We start from the raw sequence: 12,772 nt of genomic DNA, 5'->3' as shown, positions 1-12,772 counted from the left end.
TGTCCTTCAGCTCAGTGCACATCACGCCATCACCACCGTCGTCTCCTCCGCCAGCCCGTAGACGCGCTGCGCCTTGGAAAATCCTGCGATCGGAAACTCGCCGAGCTGGTGCCAATCATGGCGGCAGACATTGGCAAAACCTTCCGAGGCGACGACGGTCCGCCCCAGGCGCCCCGTGATCTTCTCCAGCCTTGCCGCGAGATTGACCGCCGGGCCGATGCAGGTGAAGTCGAGGCGGTTGCCGCCGCCGATATTGCCGTAAAGGATGTTTCCGACATGCAGCGCGACGCCGAAGCGGAAGCGCTCGACGGCCTCGCCCACCGGAAAGGCGAGCGCCTCGACGCTGGCGCGCGAGTCGCGCGCCGCCTCCAGCACCTGCGCGCAGACATGAGCGGCATCGCCGACATATTCGTCGATCGGGAACACGGCGAGCAGGCCGTCGCCCATGAACTTCAGCACCTCGCCGCCATGGTCTCGGATCGCCGTGACCTGGCAGTCGAAATAATGATTGAGGATCTGGACAACCGTCTCGGGCGGCAGCCGGTCCGACAGCGCGGTGAAGCCGCGCAGGTCCGACAGCCAGATCGCCGCCTGCATGGTGTCGTTGTGACCGCGGCGGATCTGGCCGCCGAGGATGCGCGCGCCGGCGCGATTACCGACATAGGTGTCGAGCAGCATCTCGGCGGTGCGGCGCATAGTGATGATCTCGCTGATGCGTGCGAGAGGCGCTATGAGAGCTCGGATGGCTGCGATGTCGTCGTCGCTGAAGCCGCCGGGCTGCCGCGTGATCCAGCTCGTCGCGTGAATGGAGCCGTCGAGAAAAGGCACCGGCACCGCGATATAATCGGTCGCGCCTTCGGCGTGCATGTCCTCGAGGAACGGAAATCGCTTGCTGTCGGGGTCGCCTGCGCGGCCCCTGACCTCGATGCCCTGCTCGAAAACCACGCGAAGCGGGCTGTGGGCGAATTGGGGCGTGTCCAGGATCTCAAAATCGACGCTGCCGATTTCAACTCCCTCGCCCTGCCGCCAGATGAAGTTGCGGCCGAAGACTTCGGGATGCAGCGTGCGGATGAAGATGCCGAACCGCCACAGCGGCAGGCCGGCCGCGACCAGACGTTCACAGAAATCGGCAATCCCTACGGCCGACTCCTGAGCCGCCCAAGTGCCGTCGATCAGCCAGTTGGAGATGCGCTGAAGCTCGGAGCTGTTCATGGCCGCATTTGCGGACTAAGTTGCAGGGCCGTCAAGCTGCGCGGTGGACTAGTACCGCGAGTTCAACGCCCGACCTGTCCGCGATCGCGCAGGAAGTGATCGGCCAGCACGCAGGCCATCATGGCCTCGCCGACGGGGACGGCGCGGATGCCGACGCAGGGATCGTGGCGGCCCTTGGTGAAGATCTCGGTCTCGGTGCCTTGCCGATCGACGGTGAGACGCGGCTGCAGGATCGACGAGGTCGGCTTCACCGCGAAACGCACCACCACCGGCTGCCCGGTGGAGATACCGCCCAGCACGCCGCCGGCGTGGTTGGAGAGGAAGCGCGTGCCGTCATTGCCGGAGCGCATCTCGTCGGCGTTCTGTTCGCCCGTCAGTTCCGCCGCGCCAAAACCGGCGCCGATCTCGACGCCTTTCACCGCGTTGATGGTCATCATCGCGCCCGCCAGATCGGAATCGAGCTTGGCGTAGATCGGCGCGCCGAGACCTGCCGGCACGCCCTCGGCGACGACCTCGATCACGGCGCCGATCGAGGAGCCGCTTTTGCGGATGCCATCGAGATAGGTCTCGAAGAACGCGGCCTTGTCCTTGTCGGGACAGAAGAAGGGATTCTTGGCGACCTCGTCCCAGTCCCACTTGTCGCGGTCGATCTTGTGCGGGCCGATCTGCACCAGGGCGCCTCGCACCTTCACATCCGGCAGCACTTTCCGCGCGATGGCGCCTGCGGCAACGCGCATCGCGGTCTCGCGCGCCGAGGAGCGCCCGCCGCCGCGATAATCGCGCACGCCGTACTTCGCCTCATAGGTGAAGTCGGCATGACCGGGACGAAACTTGTCCTTGATCTCGGAATAATCCTTCGAGCGCTGGTCGGTGTTCTCGATCAGAAGGCCGATTGGCGTGCCCGTCGTCACCTGAGCGCCGGTCTCGGGATGGGCCATCACGCCGGACAGGATCTTCACCTGGTCCGGCTCCTGGCGCTGGGTGGTGAAGCGCGACTGGCCGGGACGGCGCCGGTCGAGATCCCGCTGGATGTCGGCCTCGGTGAGCGGGATCATCGGCGGGCAGCCGTCAACCACGCAGCCGATCGCCACCCCATGGCTCTCGCCGAAGGTGGTGACGCGGAACATGTGGCCGAAAGTGTTGAAGGACATCGCTGCTCGCGGGTTCGTAAGTCAATGCTGACTTAACTCGCCCTGAAATAGGGGTCAAATATCGGCGAAGCCGTCATGGCCGGGCTTGTCCCGGCCATCCACGTTCTTGGTGGCTGCGAGCACGAAAGTCCGTGGACCCGGGACAAGCCCGGGCATGACGGCGGGGGCGAGGCAGCGCTCCGGGCTAACTAAACTTCTCCAACCGCCCGTCGCGGAACACGTAGACGGCGCCCTGCTCGATATAGAGCTCGGCGGCGCTGGCGGGCGTCTCGAGGCCCAAGGCCACCATCAGGGCTCGGCAGGTCCCGCCATGGGCCACTGCGACGGTGTCGGACAGGAGCTGGTCGTACCAGGTGCGCACGCGGACCTGCACGTCGGCGTAGGTCTCCCCGCCCGCAGGCCCCACGGTCCATTTGTCGGCGAGGCGCCTTGCATAGATGTCCGGATCCCTCGCCTCACTCTCGGCCAGCGTCAGCCCCTCCCAGGTGCCGTAGCCGATCTCGCGCAGACGATCGTCGAGCGCGTAATCGGCAGGCGGCAATTCGAGCTTGCCGCGCGCGAGCTCCATGGTCTGGCGCGCACGGCCGAGCGGGCTCGACACGTAAGCCAGCGCGGCCTTGTCGCGCCCGTCGCGCTTGAACAGTTCGGCGAGAATGCCGCCGGCCTGCACGGCCTGGCTGCAGCCGCGCGCGTTCAGCGGAATGTCCCTGGTGCCCTGAAGCCTGCCGAGCGCATTCCACTCGGTCTCGCCGTGGCGAAGATAGTAGATCGTAGGCTTGGGCATTTCAGTTAGAGGCTAGTCCTTCCCGCCAAGCGAGATATCAGGCGCATCCGGCCGCTTCATGCCGAGCACGTGATAGCCGGAATCGACGTGGTGCACCTCGCCGGTGACGCCGCGCGAGAGGTCGGAAAGGAAATACAGCGCGCTGCCGCCGACGTCTTCGGTGGACACGTTGCGCCGCATCGGCGCGTTGGTCTCGTTCCACTTCAGGATATAGCGGAAGTCGCCGATGCCGGACGCCGCCAGCGTCTTGATGGGACCTGCCGAGATCGCGTTGACGCGAATGTTCTTCTCGCCGAGATCGGCAGCGAGATAGCGCACGCTGGCTTCCAGCGCCGCCTTGGCCACGCCCATGACGTTGTAATGCGGCATCCACTTCTCGGCGCCGTAATAGGAGAGCGTGATCAGCGAGCCGCCATCCGTCATCAGCTTCTCGGCGCGCTGCGCCACCGCCGTGAACGAATAGCAGGAGATCAGCATCGACTTCGAAAAATTCTCCTGCGTGGTGTCGACGTAGCGGCCGTCGAGCTGCTCGCCATAGGCGATCGCATGCACGAGGAAGTCGATCTTGCCCCATTTCTCCTTCAGCACAGCGAAGACGGCATCGATGGTCGCGGCATCGGTGACGTCGCAATGGCCGAGCACGAGGCCGCCGATCTCGGCGGCGAGCGGCTCGACGCGCTTCTTCAGCGCATCGCCCTGATAGGTGAAGGCGAGCTCGGCGCCCGCGGCGTGGCATGCCTTGGCGATTCCCCAGGCGATCGAGCGGTTGTTGGCGACGCCGAGGATAACCCCGCGCTTTCCTTGCATCAGACCCGAATTCTGCGCCATTTTTGCACGTCCCGTCGAACTCTCGTTGAGGTCTGGAGGTACACCAGCCCTCCCCCGCGGTACAGCCCTAATCCGCAGCATTAACGCTGTTTCGAGTGCCGGAATAGCCGTTCCGCTTGGGTGTTATGATCGCTATAGGCGCGCGCCTAACGCCAGGGATGTCAGGACCGCAATGAGTGCGTTTCGCCAGAGTGTGGAAGCCATGATCCCGGCGTTGCGCCGCTACGCCCGCGCGCTCACACGCGATGCGGATGCGGCCGACGATCTGGTCCAGGATACGTTGGTACGCGCGCTGCGTTCGGAGCGGCTGTTTCTCGGAGGCGACGTCAGGAGCTGGCTCTATACGATCCTGACCAACCTCAACAAGAACCGGCGGCGCTCGCTGGCAAGGCGACCGCAATTCATGCCGCTGACGGATAACAACCCCGATGCCAGCGGGACCGAGGCCGAAGGACGCGACATCGAGAAGGCACTGGCTACTCTCGTCGAGGAGCAGCGTTCGGTGCTGCTGCTGGTGATGCTGGAAGGCATGAGCTACCGCGAGGTTGCCGACATCCAGGGCGTGCCGATCGGCACCGTGATGTCGCGCCTGGCGCGCGCAAGAGCCCACGTCAAAGCCTCGCTGGAGGGCGAGCGTACGGCGCTCAGGCGGGTGAAATGATGGCCGGGTCGATGCATCGAACGATCTCCGCCCGCAGCCGGATAGTGAGCTGCGCGAAGCTAACTCGCAGAAGACATTTTGGGCCGCAGAGCCAGAGACGACCGATATGAACGACCGCAAGATTCCAGTAACCGAGGACGAACTGCACGCCTATGTCGACGGCGAGTTGCCGGCCGAGCGACGCGCCGACGTCGAGGCCTTTCTTGCCGCCCACCCCGAGGACGCCGAGCGGGTGCAGTCCTGGCGGACCATGGCCGAGATGCTGCACGCGCGTTACGATTCGATTGCCCATGAACGGGTGCCCGCACGGCTCGAGCTCGAGAGGCTGGAGCGCCGCCCGCGGCAATGGTTTTACGGCGCCGCCGCGGCCGTGCTGGTCGCCTTCGTCGCCGGCGGCACCGCCGGCTGGGTGGCGCATGGCGCCGCCAACGCGCCCTCGACCTTCCGGAGCTTTACGGCGGACGCACTCGACGCCCACCGCCTCTATGTCGTCGAGGTCCGTCACCCCGTTGAGGTCGGCGGCAACGAGCGCGATCACTTGCAGGCCTGGCTGACCCGGCGCTGCGGCTGGACCGTGTTCGCGCCGAACCTGGAGGCGAGCGGGCTGAAGCTGGTCGGCGGCCGGCTGCTACCGGGACCGAACGGTCCGGCGTCGTTCCTGATGTACGAGGGCGCCTCGGGCGAGCGGTACACGATCTACAGCGCCAAGACCGAGAATGGTGCAACGCAAATGCGCTACGCCAAGACGGACAAGGACGGCGCGTTATTCTGGTCCGAGCGCGGCGTCGGCTACGTCGTCAGCGGCAGCAGCGATCGCGAACGGCTGACCAAGGTGGCGCAGGCCGTCTACGACCAAGCAGAGAAAAACGGCACCTAGACAACCGCGCAAGGCCAGTGCCCAGATTCCGTCATCGAAAATTTGGAATCAGGACATCGACACGTCTCATTATCGCACCGGGTGCTCACGCGATTATGAGCGGCGTTCGATCCGCCGATCGACGCGGGCGGCCTCGATTGGGGTTTTTGGTACCGCGCTGGTCCCCCTCTCGAGGCCGCACCTTTTTATCGGCTGCCCCGCCGGACAGCCGACACGTCGAGACCATGAAGCGCTACCACGCCTCAGGCGTATGATGGGCATCATCTCCAGGACGATGCCGTGGTCCTTTAGGAGAACCCCTTCAGTTCGCTCTCGCCCTAAAGCGCGATGGCTCGCGCTTTAGCTCTTTGTTTGCGCATGATCTTTCCGGAAAACCGCTCCACACTTTTCCGGACATGCTTTAGCCGACACCGCCACGTGGATTGTAGGGGTGTTGGTCCCGCCACTTCTCCATCAATGCTTCAAGCTCGGCGTCGTTCCCGTCCGGTAGCATAATCCTGATGATGACGAAGAGATCCCCAGTCCCGCCGGCTTTCGGCAGGCCCTTGCCCTTGAGGCGGAAGGTCCGGCCGCTGGACGTGTTCTTGGGGACCGAGAGCTCCACGGCATTGCCGAGGGTCGGCACGCGGACCCTGCCGCCGAGCACCGCCTCGTAGAGCGTGACCGGCAGGTCGATCCTGAGGTCTGCGCCCTCGACCTTGAAGAACGGGTGCGGTGCAATGTTGATGGTGATCAGGAGATCGCCGGGCGGATGGCCCTGCGCACTTTCTCCCTGCCCCCGCAGCCTGATCTGCTGGCCCTCGGTGACCCCGGCCGGAATCTTGACGTTGAGCTCCTTGCCAGTCGGCAGCCGCACACGCTTCTCGCCGCCCTTGACCGCCTCTTCCAGCGAGACGCTCATGGCGACGTTGACGTCGAGATCGAGCCCGATGCCGCCGGTGTCGAACTCGAACTGGGCGCCGCCGCCGGCTCCGGGCCGTGCGCCGCGCATCCCGCCGCCGAACATGCTGTTGAGGATGTCCTCGAACGCACCGCCGCCCGGGCCGCCCGCACCGCCGCTTCGGAACGTATAGCTTTCGAACCCGCCAGGGCCCGCGCGGCCGCGAGGACCGCCGCCGCCCGGAAAACCCTGGAAGCGCGGCTTGCCCTCGGCGTCGATCTCGCCCCGGTCAAACTGCTTGCGCTTGTCCTCGTCGCCGAGGATCTCGTTGGCCGAGTTGATCTCGGCGAAGCGTTCGGCAGCCTTCGGATCACCCTTGTTGCTGTCAGGATGGTGCTTCTTGGCCAGCTTGCGATAGGCGCTTTTGATCGCGGCAGCGCTGGCGCTCCGCGGCACCCCCAAGACCTCATAGGGGTCGCGCATTCGTCACGTCTCCTTCAAGAAATCGAATTGTTCAAAGGGCTCCCCGCCCCACCTGCGGGTGATGTGGGAAGAGAGTGGCATTTTTGCAACTAGGAACGCGAGCTGAAGCTCTATCTTTGGAGCATGGTCTGATCGGAAAACCGGTTCCCACGTTTCCGGATCATGCTCAGCTCCGCCACGGCTTTAGCGTATGAATCTCCCAACGGCCACGACCGCTTTGGCAGCCGGCGCCCTGGAGCCAGCTTTCGGTATTGCCGTTGACGTAGCTCGCCAGGAAGTCGCGGCATTTGCGCCCGTCCTCGGCGGCATAGGACTGGGCGATGGGCGTCACCGAGCCGCGCGCCCCTGTCTCCGGATTCTCCCAATGCTGGCTGGAATCCTTGTCGCCCTTGCTGAGGACGTCAGAGGCGGCGTTGCGGGTGAAGGCGAGATCGGTCTCGGTCGGGGGAGCGTCCTTCGCCGGCCGCGCGATCGAGCCGGTGAGGTCGCTGTCCTCGGCCTTGGCATAGGCGCTGCCGTCGTTGCGGGAAAAGCTGCAGCCGCCGGCACCAAGCCCGATCAGAATCATCGTCATGACGAAGCCGGACGGCCGGATCGCCGATAGGCCAACGCGTCCCCATGCCCTATATAGGGCGGTAGCGGACAACAACGCGTTTTGGGCCGCGGGACGCAACTCGGACTCCGGACATGACCGACACGACCTCGATGAAACACCAGACACCCTTAACATCCGGTGATTTCACCGCTGCCGACGAGCCATTTGCGTTGTTCGAGGCCTGGCTCAACGAAGCGGTCAAGAGCGAGCCGAACGATCCGAACGCCATGGCGCTCGCAACGGTCGATCCCGACGGGCTGCCTGATGTGCGCATGGTGCTGATGAAGGGCTTCGATACCGAGGGTTTCGTCTTCTACAGCCATATCGCCAGCCAGAAGGGCCGCGAACTCGCCGCAAATCCTAAGGCAGCGTTACTTTTTCACTGGAAGTCGTTGCGCCGTCAGGTGCGCATCCGCGGCAACGTGACGCCGGTGACCGACGCGGAGGCCGACGCCTATTTCGCGACGCGACCGAAGCAGGCCCAGATCGGCGCCTGGGCGAGCAAGCAATCGCAAGAGCTGGAGAGCCGGTTCGCGTTCGAGCAGGCCATCGCCAAGGTCGCGGCCAAATACGTCATCGGCGAAGTGCCGCGGCCGCCGGGCTGGAGCGGCTGGCGCATCACGCCGGTGCGGATCGAGTTCTGGCACGACCGCCCGTTCCGCCTGCACGACCGCATTGAATTTCGCCGTGACGCCGCGGGCCAACCGTGGTCCAAGACGCGGATGTATCCATAAGCTTTGGGCCGACCTGAAAGATGTCCATGCCGCATTCGTCCAATGCGCCGCGCCGCACGCTGCTCCTGACCGGAGCCAGCCGCGGCATCGGCCACGCCACCGTGATCCGTTTCTCCTCGGCGGGCTGGCGCGTCATCACCTGCTCGCGGCATCCTTTCCCGGAGGACTGCCCCTGGGACGCAGGGCCGGAGGACCACATCCAGGTCGACCTCGGCGATCCCAAGGACACCGCGCGCGCGATCTCGGAGATCCGCAACCGGCTCGAGGGCGGCACGCTGCATGCGCTGGTCAACAACGCCGCGATCTCGCCGAAGGGCGCCGGCGGCTCGCGGTTGGGCTCGGTCGACACCGACCTCGATACCTGGACCCACGTCTTCCATGTCAACTTTTTCGCGCCGATCATGATGGCGCGGGGGCTGATCGAGGAATTGAAGGCCGCCAAGGGGTCGGTCGTGAACGTCACCTCGATCGCGGGCTCGCGCGTGCACCCCTTCGCAGGCGCGGCCTACGCCACCTCGAAGGCCGCGCTCGCAGCGCTGACACGCGAGATGGCCTCCGACTTCGGCCGCATCGGCGTCCGCGTCAACGCGATCGCCCCGGGCGAGATCGACACCTCGATCCTGTCGCCGGGCACCGAGAAGATCGTCGAGCAGCAGATCCCGATGCACCGCCTCGGCACGCCCGACGAAGTGGCAAAGATCATCTACGTGCTGTGCACGGACACCAGCTCCTACGTCAACGGCGCCGAGATCCACATCAACGGCGGCCAGCACGTGTAGGCGGGCACTGTCATTGCGAGCGAAAGCGAAGCAATCCAGACTGTCTCCGCAAAGACAGTCTGGATTGCTTCGTCGCGGAGCCTGTCATCCGGCCCGCCGGAGGCGGGACCGGGTGGCTCCTCGCAATGACGGAAGTGGAAATGGCCGCTCAGGGAAGCAAGGCGATCCAGACAACGCCGCCGCAAGACCTGGATCGCCCTTACCTTCCGTTCCTCAATCGAGTCGAATCCGACGTGACCGCTCGCGCGGCCGCGGAGCGGCCGTGCTGAATGCAGTCGAGCAGTCGTCGTCGTTCTCACCATCGAGCAGCGGAGCACCACAGTGCCGGCACATGCGTGCCGACATCGACGGCGCCTTGCCGCTCGCCAGAACCTGACGGTAGTTCGCCAGATCGATGACGTTGCGGGGCGACGTTATGTGTTTCTCAACCATGGCTGTTCCTCGCGGCTACGCCCTGCTTATCGCAGACAAGTTTCGCGCAAACGTTCAGCCCACCGCTCAAATTTTACCGGAGGAATTGCGGCATGACACACGCGTCACCGCGTCGCCGCAATCCCGATCGATTCTGCGACACGATTCATCGTGTCTATGCGAGCGGCGTAAGGTCTCGGTAGGTATCTTTGCTCGCGCACGATCCTACAGCCACTTCTTCCACTTGAAGATCCAGTAGGGGACGATGGCGGCGATCAGCATCATCACCAGCGCCATCGGATAGCCGTGCACCCATTCGAGTTCCGGCATCACCTTGAAGTTCATGCCGTAGATCGAGGCGATCAGGGTCGGCGGCATCAGGACAACGGCCATGACCGAAAATAGCTTGATGATGTTGTTCTGCTCGAGATTGACGACGCCGAGCATGGCGTCGAGCACGAAGGTGATCTTGCTGGAGAGATAGGAGGCGTGATCGGTCAGCGAGGCGACGTCGCGCTGCATGGTCTTGAGCTGCTCGCGCATGTCCTTCGACCACTTCACGCCCTCGACCACGGCGGACAGGAACGTCACGACGCGGCCGATCGACACCAGGCTCTCGCGAACCTTCGAGGTCAAGTCGCCCTTGCGGCCGATCGAGATCAGAATCTGGGAATATCGCTTGGCGTGGCCGTGGCGCTCGCTCTCCGGCTCGAAGATCTCGTGGGAGACCTGGTCGATCTCTGCGCCGCAGCGCTCCAGAATGTCGGCGCAGCGGTCGATCACGGCGTCCAGGAGCTCCATCAGCACCATCTCGCCGGTGATCGAGGGCGTGCAGGAGCGGGCGAGCTTGGCCTCGACCAGCGCAAAGGGCTTGGGCAGGTCGTAGCGGACCGTCACCAGGCGGTGGTCGCCGAGGATGAAGGTCACCGCCGTGGTCCGGGGCATGTCGGTATCGGAGTGGCACATCAGCGTCGCGGTCATGTAGCGCGCGCCGTTCTCCATATAGAGGCGACTGGAGATCTCGATCTCCTGCATGTCTTCCCGGGTCGGGATGGCGATGCCCGCCAGCCGCTCGACCGCCTTGTCCTCGGCAGCCGAGGGGTTGACGAGGTCGATCCAGACTGCGTTCTCCGGCAGCGCTGTGAGATCCTCGACAACCGCCTTCTTGAGGGAGGTCTCGGAGAGAACGAACACCGAAAACATCAAAAGCTCCAGAGATCCTGCGACAGAACGACAGCCCTTAGCGCGATTCTGACAGGTTCACGATGACAACAACATTAACGGAGCGTTTGCATCTGCGGCGGCCCTAGGGCTCAACTGTGGCGCCGGAGGAACAGTCTGGCGCGTCTTACCAAAAAAACCCGCACGACACCCCCAAATTTGCGGCAGAAAAGCCACAGCTGGGGTCTTACAGCCCTGGAAAACGGCTTCGGCGCTGGAATTGTGGCAGATTTCAACCATAATGGGCTTAACGGAGTCGAGGAACTTGGGCGCTACGCTCAGGTCCCTTCCGCACGGTATTGTTTTGATTGGAACCAAACCATGTCGTCGCTGAAAATTATGTTTGGGATTTTGGCCGCTGGCCTGATGCTGTCGGGCTGCATGCAGGCCACGACGCGTTACGAGGCGACGGACACCAAGGCGTTCAAGCCCAAGGACAAAGAACTCCTTGCCAAGGTGAAATACGAGAATACCGCGGTCGCAGAACCGTTCCGCCGCGCCATTGTCGAATTCCACCGCAAGGAAGCGCCGGGCTCGATCGTGGTCGATTCCGACAACCATTACCTCTATTACGTGCTGGAGGGCGGCAAAGCGATCCGCTACGGCATCACTGTCGGCGAAGAGGCCATGGCCTGGTCGGGCATCGCCAAGGTGGCCAGCAAGACCGAGTGGCCGGCCTGGCACCCCACCCCCGGCGAAATCTCGCGCTTGGGCGTGCCGACCTATGTCGCACCCGGACCGGACAATCCGATGGGCTCCCGCGCGCTGTACCTCCATTCTGGGGGCAAGGACACGCTGTTCCGCATCCACGGCACCAACCAGCCGGAATATATCGGCGCCTCGATCTCGTCAGGCTGCATCCGCCTGACCAACGAGGACGCGATCGATCTCTATGATCGCGTCAAGCTCGGCACCCTCGTCGTGGTGCTCGAGCCGAAGCACGGCGATTCGCCCTATAAGCCGCGCCTCGCGCTCCAGGGTGGTTCCAGCTCACCCTACTAAGCAGGCCTTGCCCGAGGCTTTTCAAAGGCGCCGGTTTCACCGGCGCTTTTTTGTTGCCGGCTGGTGCGATCGGGCTTTGTTGCCATCCGCCGCCGGCTTGTCCGTAGGTGCAGCAGGCTTTTCCGTCTCACCGCCGTCGGCGCCCTCCTTTGCCTCGGGCTTGGCCGCGACCTCGCGCGGCGGTGCCTCCTCGGGACGCGGCGCCGGCAGCAGCGGTGCGACCTGAGGCAGCGGATCCCACACGTTCCACTGGCAAATCCGGTAGTCGTTGCGTCGCTGCGCGAGATCGAGATGGATGTGGTCCTCGTGGTACCAGTCCGAACCCGGGCCTAGCACGGTGGAAAAGCGAGTGCAGACCGAGTGCAGCACGCGCTCGCGCACCTCGCGCGAGGTGGTGCGGTCGGTCAGGCCGATCGACTGCCCATTGGCGAGCTTGATGCCGCGGATGTCGATGGCATTGGCCTTGCCGTGCTCGGACAGCATCGCGCCGGCCACGCGGTTGCGGCCGCGGCACTCGAAGCTGTCGAAATTGTCGAGCTCGCTGACGGCGGAGCCGAGGCTGGTCGCCAGCGGCGCCATGTCCTTGCGCACCCAATCGGCGAGCGCGGACGCCATGGTGCAGCGGAGGATGGCCGCCGGCTTGACCGTCACCTTGCGCTTGTCCGGCAGCACGATGGCCTCCAGTCGCACCAGATCCTCGCCGCCGCAGGCACCGGGACCGCGGATATCCGGAATGGACGGCGCGATCGCGATCTCCTCGGTCAGCGCCAGCCGGCAGGCCGAGGCCTGCTTCTCGGGCGGCGGCGCGGACTCGGCGGGCTTGTCCGCGCCTGGCTTGTCGGGGGACGGCGAGCCGTCTGCCTGCGCCGCCCCCTCATCCGACGCTTTGGGGGCCTCCTCGGGACGCGGTTTCGGCAGCGGAATCCTGGCGGCGCGAACGGTTGGGCGGGGCTTCGGTGCTCCAAGGTTGAAGATATCGAGCGGCGCATGATACTTCCGCGCCTCTGCCCTTTCGGCGATCAGCAATAGCCCCGCCGCAGCGGTAACCATTGCCGCCCCGGCGGACATATAGCCGCGACAAGACCATTTGCGACGAAAGTCCGGCAGGCTAAAACTCATGGCAATTCTTTGGCCCAACGCTGAGAGCGATAACG

The 12,772-nt window shown here is 64.6% G+C and carries 14 protein-coding genes; 5 read left to right on the top strand and 9 right to left on the bottom strand.

All coding sequences use genetic code 11. The features are described 5' to 3' along the window. Nucleotides 1-21: 21 nt before the first annotated feature. From N2605_RS08890 to fabI, 4 genes are all read right to left on the bottom strand, one after another. The gene (locus N2605_RS08890) at nucleotides 22-1,212 is read right to left on the bottom strand and encodes an adenylate/guanylate cyclase domain-containing protein (RefSeq protein WP_260346310.1); all 1,191 of its coding nucleotides are present in this window, start codon (nucleotides 1,210-1,212) and stop codon (nucleotides 22-24) included. Between the two features lie 62 nt (nucleotides 1,213-1,274). Further along, nucleotides 1,275-2,363 carry a chorismate synthase gene (aroC, locus tag N2605_RS08885; protein ID WP_036004068.1) on the bottom strand — a complete coding sequence of 363 codons (1,089 nt, stop codon included), beginning with the start codon at nucleotides 2,361-2,363 and terminating at the stop codon, nucleotides 1,275-1,277. Between the two features lie 184 nt (nucleotides 2,364-2,547). Continuing rightward, the gene (locus tag N2605_RS08880) at nucleotides 2,548-3,147 is read right to left on the bottom strand and encodes a histidine phosphatase family protein (RefSeq protein WP_036004064.1); all 600 of its coding nucleotides are present in this window, start codon (nucleotides 3,145-3,147) and stop codon (nucleotides 2,548-2,550) included. 12 nt (nucleotides 3,148-3,159) lie between these two features. Beyond that, on the bottom strand, nucleotides 3,160-3,975 hold the full coding sequence (fabI, locus tag N2605_RS08875; RefSeq protein ID WP_018648668.1) for an enoyl-ACP reductase FabI: 816 nt from the start codon (nucleotides 3,973-3,975) through the stop codon (nucleotides 3,160-3,162). 172 nt (nucleotides 3,976-4,147) lie between these two features. Between fabI and N2605_RS08870 the strand changes: the two genes are divergently transcribed. Both N2605_RS08870 and N2605_RS08865 read left to right on the top strand, forming a co-directional pair. Further along, on the top strand, nucleotides 4,148-4,636 hold the full coding sequence (locus tag N2605_RS08870) for an RNA polymerase sigma factor (protein WP_036004059.1): 489 nt from the start codon (nucleotides 4,148-4,150) through the stop codon (nucleotides 4,634-4,636). 106 nt (nucleotides 4,637-4,742) lie between these two features. After that, on the top strand, nucleotides 4,743-5,513 hold the full coding sequence (locus tag N2605_RS08865) for an anti-sigma factor family protein (protein ID WP_036004055.1): 771 nt from the start codon (nucleotides 4,743-4,745) through the stop codon (nucleotides 5,511-5,513). Between the two features lie 400 nt (nucleotides 5,514-5,913). Here the strand turns inward: N2605_RS08865 and N2605_RS08860 are convergent, their stop codons facing one another. Further along, nucleotides 5,914-6,876 carry a DnaJ C-terminal domain-containing protein gene (locus tag N2605_RS08860; protein WP_036004047.1) on the bottom strand — a complete coding sequence of 321 codons (963 nt, stop codon included), beginning with the start codon at nucleotides 6,874-6,876 and terminating at the stop codon, nucleotides 5,914-5,916. A 166-nt stretch (nucleotides 6,877-7,042) separates the two neighbouring features. Further along, nucleotides 7,043-7,450, bottom strand: coding sequence for an RT0821/Lpp0805 family surface protein (locus N2605_RS08855; protein ID WP_036004044.1), 408 nt, complete (start codon nucleotides 7,448-7,450; stop codon nucleotides 7,043-7,045). A gap of 113 nt (nucleotides 7,451-7,563) precedes the next feature. On the opposite strand from N2605_RS08855, the gene pdxH reads away from it, so the two are divergent. After that, entirely contained in the window at nucleotides 7,564-8,205 is a 642-nt protein-coding gene (pdxH, locus tag N2605_RS08850; protein ID WP_036004041.1) for a pyridoxamine 5'-phosphate oxidase, read from the top strand. A 26-nt stretch (nucleotides 8,206-8,231) separates the two neighbouring features. Further along, nucleotides 8,232-8,984 carry an SDR family NAD(P)-dependent oxidoreductase gene (locus N2605_RS08845; RefSeq protein ID WP_036004050.1) on the top strand — a complete coding sequence of 251 codons (753 nt, stop codon included), beginning with the start codon at nucleotides 8,232-8,234 and terminating at the stop codon, nucleotides 8,982-8,984. A 213-nt stretch (nucleotides 8,985-9,197) separates the two neighbouring features. Here N2605_RS08845 and N2605_RS08840 read toward each other — a convergent pair whose 3' ends face one another. Beyond that, entirely contained in the window at nucleotides 9,198-9,416 is a 219-nt protein-coding gene (locus N2605_RS08840) for a hypothetical protein (RefSeq protein WP_035696491.1), read from the bottom strand. A gap of 204 nt (nucleotides 9,417-9,620) precedes the next feature. Then, nucleotides 9,621-10,598: a magnesium transporter CorA family protein gene (locus N2605_RS08835; protein ID WP_036004038.1), complete on the bottom strand. Its 978-nt coding sequence runs from the start codon at nucleotides 10,596-10,598 to the stop codon at nucleotides 9,621-9,623. Between the two features lie 339 nt (nucleotides 10,599-10,937). Between N2605_RS08835 and N2605_RS08830 the strand changes: the two genes are divergently transcribed. Then, complete coding sequence (locus N2605_RS08830) at nucleotides 10,938-11,618, top strand: L,D-transpeptidase (protein ID WP_036031037.1); 681 nt, start codon at nucleotides 10,938-10,940, stop codon at nucleotides 11,616-11,618. Nucleotides 11,619-11,654: 36 nt separating this feature from the next. On the opposite strand, the gene N2605_RS08825 is transcribed toward N2605_RS08830, so the two are convergent. Beyond that, nucleotides 11,655-12,737, bottom strand: a complete 1,083-nt coding sequence (locus tag N2605_RS08825; RefSeq protein ID WP_260346307.1) for an extensin family protein — start codon at nucleotides 12,735-12,737, stop codon at nucleotides 11,655-11,657. Nucleotides 12,738-12,772 lie beyond the last annotated feature (35 nt).

The sequence above is a fragment of the Bradyrhizobium yuanmingense genome (genome assembly GCF_025200905.1).
In the GTDB taxonomy this organism is placed as follows: domain Bacteria; phylum Pseudomonadota; class Alphaproteobacteria; order Rhizobiales; family Xanthobacteraceae; genus Bradyrhizobium; species Bradyrhizobium yuanmingense.
This window is presented reverse-complemented; position numbering and strand designations above follow the sequence as displayed.

Bases quoted from the DNA above. Each gene is read 5' to 3' on its own strand.
- N2605_RS08890 (WP_260346310.1), bottom strand. From the start codon at position 1,212: ATGAACAGCTCCGAGCTTCAGCGCATCTCCAACTGGCTGATCGACGGC.
- N2605_RS08870 (WP_036004059.1), top strand. From the start codon at position 4,148: ATGAGTGCGTTTCGCCAGAGTGTGGAAGCCATGATCCCGGCGTTGCGC.
- N2605_RS08880 (WP_036004064.1), bottom strand. From the start codon at position 3,147: ATGCCCAAGCCTACGATCTACTATCTTCGCCACGGCGAGACCGAGTGG.
- aroC (WP_036004068.1), bottom strand. From the start codon at position 2,363: ATGTCCTTCAACACTTTCGGCCACATGTTCCGCGTCACCACCTTCGGC.
- N2605_RS08825 (WP_260346307.1), bottom strand. From the start codon at position 12,737: ATGAGTTTTAGCCTGCCGGACTTTCGTCGCAAATGGTCTTGTCGCGGC.
- N2605_RS08845 (WP_036004050.1), top strand. From the start codon at position 8,232: ATGCCGCATTCGTCCAATGCGCCGCGCCGCACGCTGCTCCTGACCGGA.
- pdxH (WP_036004041.1), top strand. From the start codon at position 7,564: ATGACCGACACGACCTCGATGAAACACCAGACACCCTTAACATCCGGT.
- N2605_RS08865 (WP_036004055.1), top strand. From the start codon at position 4,743: ATGAACGACCGCAAGATTCCAGTAACCGAGGACGAACTGCACGCCTAT.
- fabI (WP_018648668.1), bottom strand. From the start codon at position 3,975: ATGGCGCAGAATTCGGGTCTGATGCAAGGAAAGCGCGGGGTTATCCTC.
- N2605_RS08835 (WP_036004038.1), bottom strand. From the start codon at position 10,598: ATGTTTTCGGTGTTCGTTCTCTCCGAGACCTCCCTCAAGAAGGCGGTT.
- N2605_RS08860 (WP_036004047.1), bottom strand. From the start codon at position 6,876: ATGCGCGACCCCTATGAGGTCTTGGGGGTGCCGCGGAGCGCCAGCGCT.
- N2605_RS08830 (WP_036031037.1), top strand. From the start codon at position 10,938: ATGTCGTCGCTGAAAATTATGTTTGGGATTTTGGCCGCTGGCCTGATG.
- N2605_RS08840 (WP_035696491.1), bottom strand. From the start codon at position 9,416: ATGGTTGAGAAACACATAACGTCGCCCCGCAACGTCATCGATCTGGCG.
- N2605_RS08855 (WP_036004044.1), bottom strand. From the start codon at position 7,450: ATGACGATGATTCTGATCGGGCTTGGTGCCGGCGGCTGCAGCTTTTCC.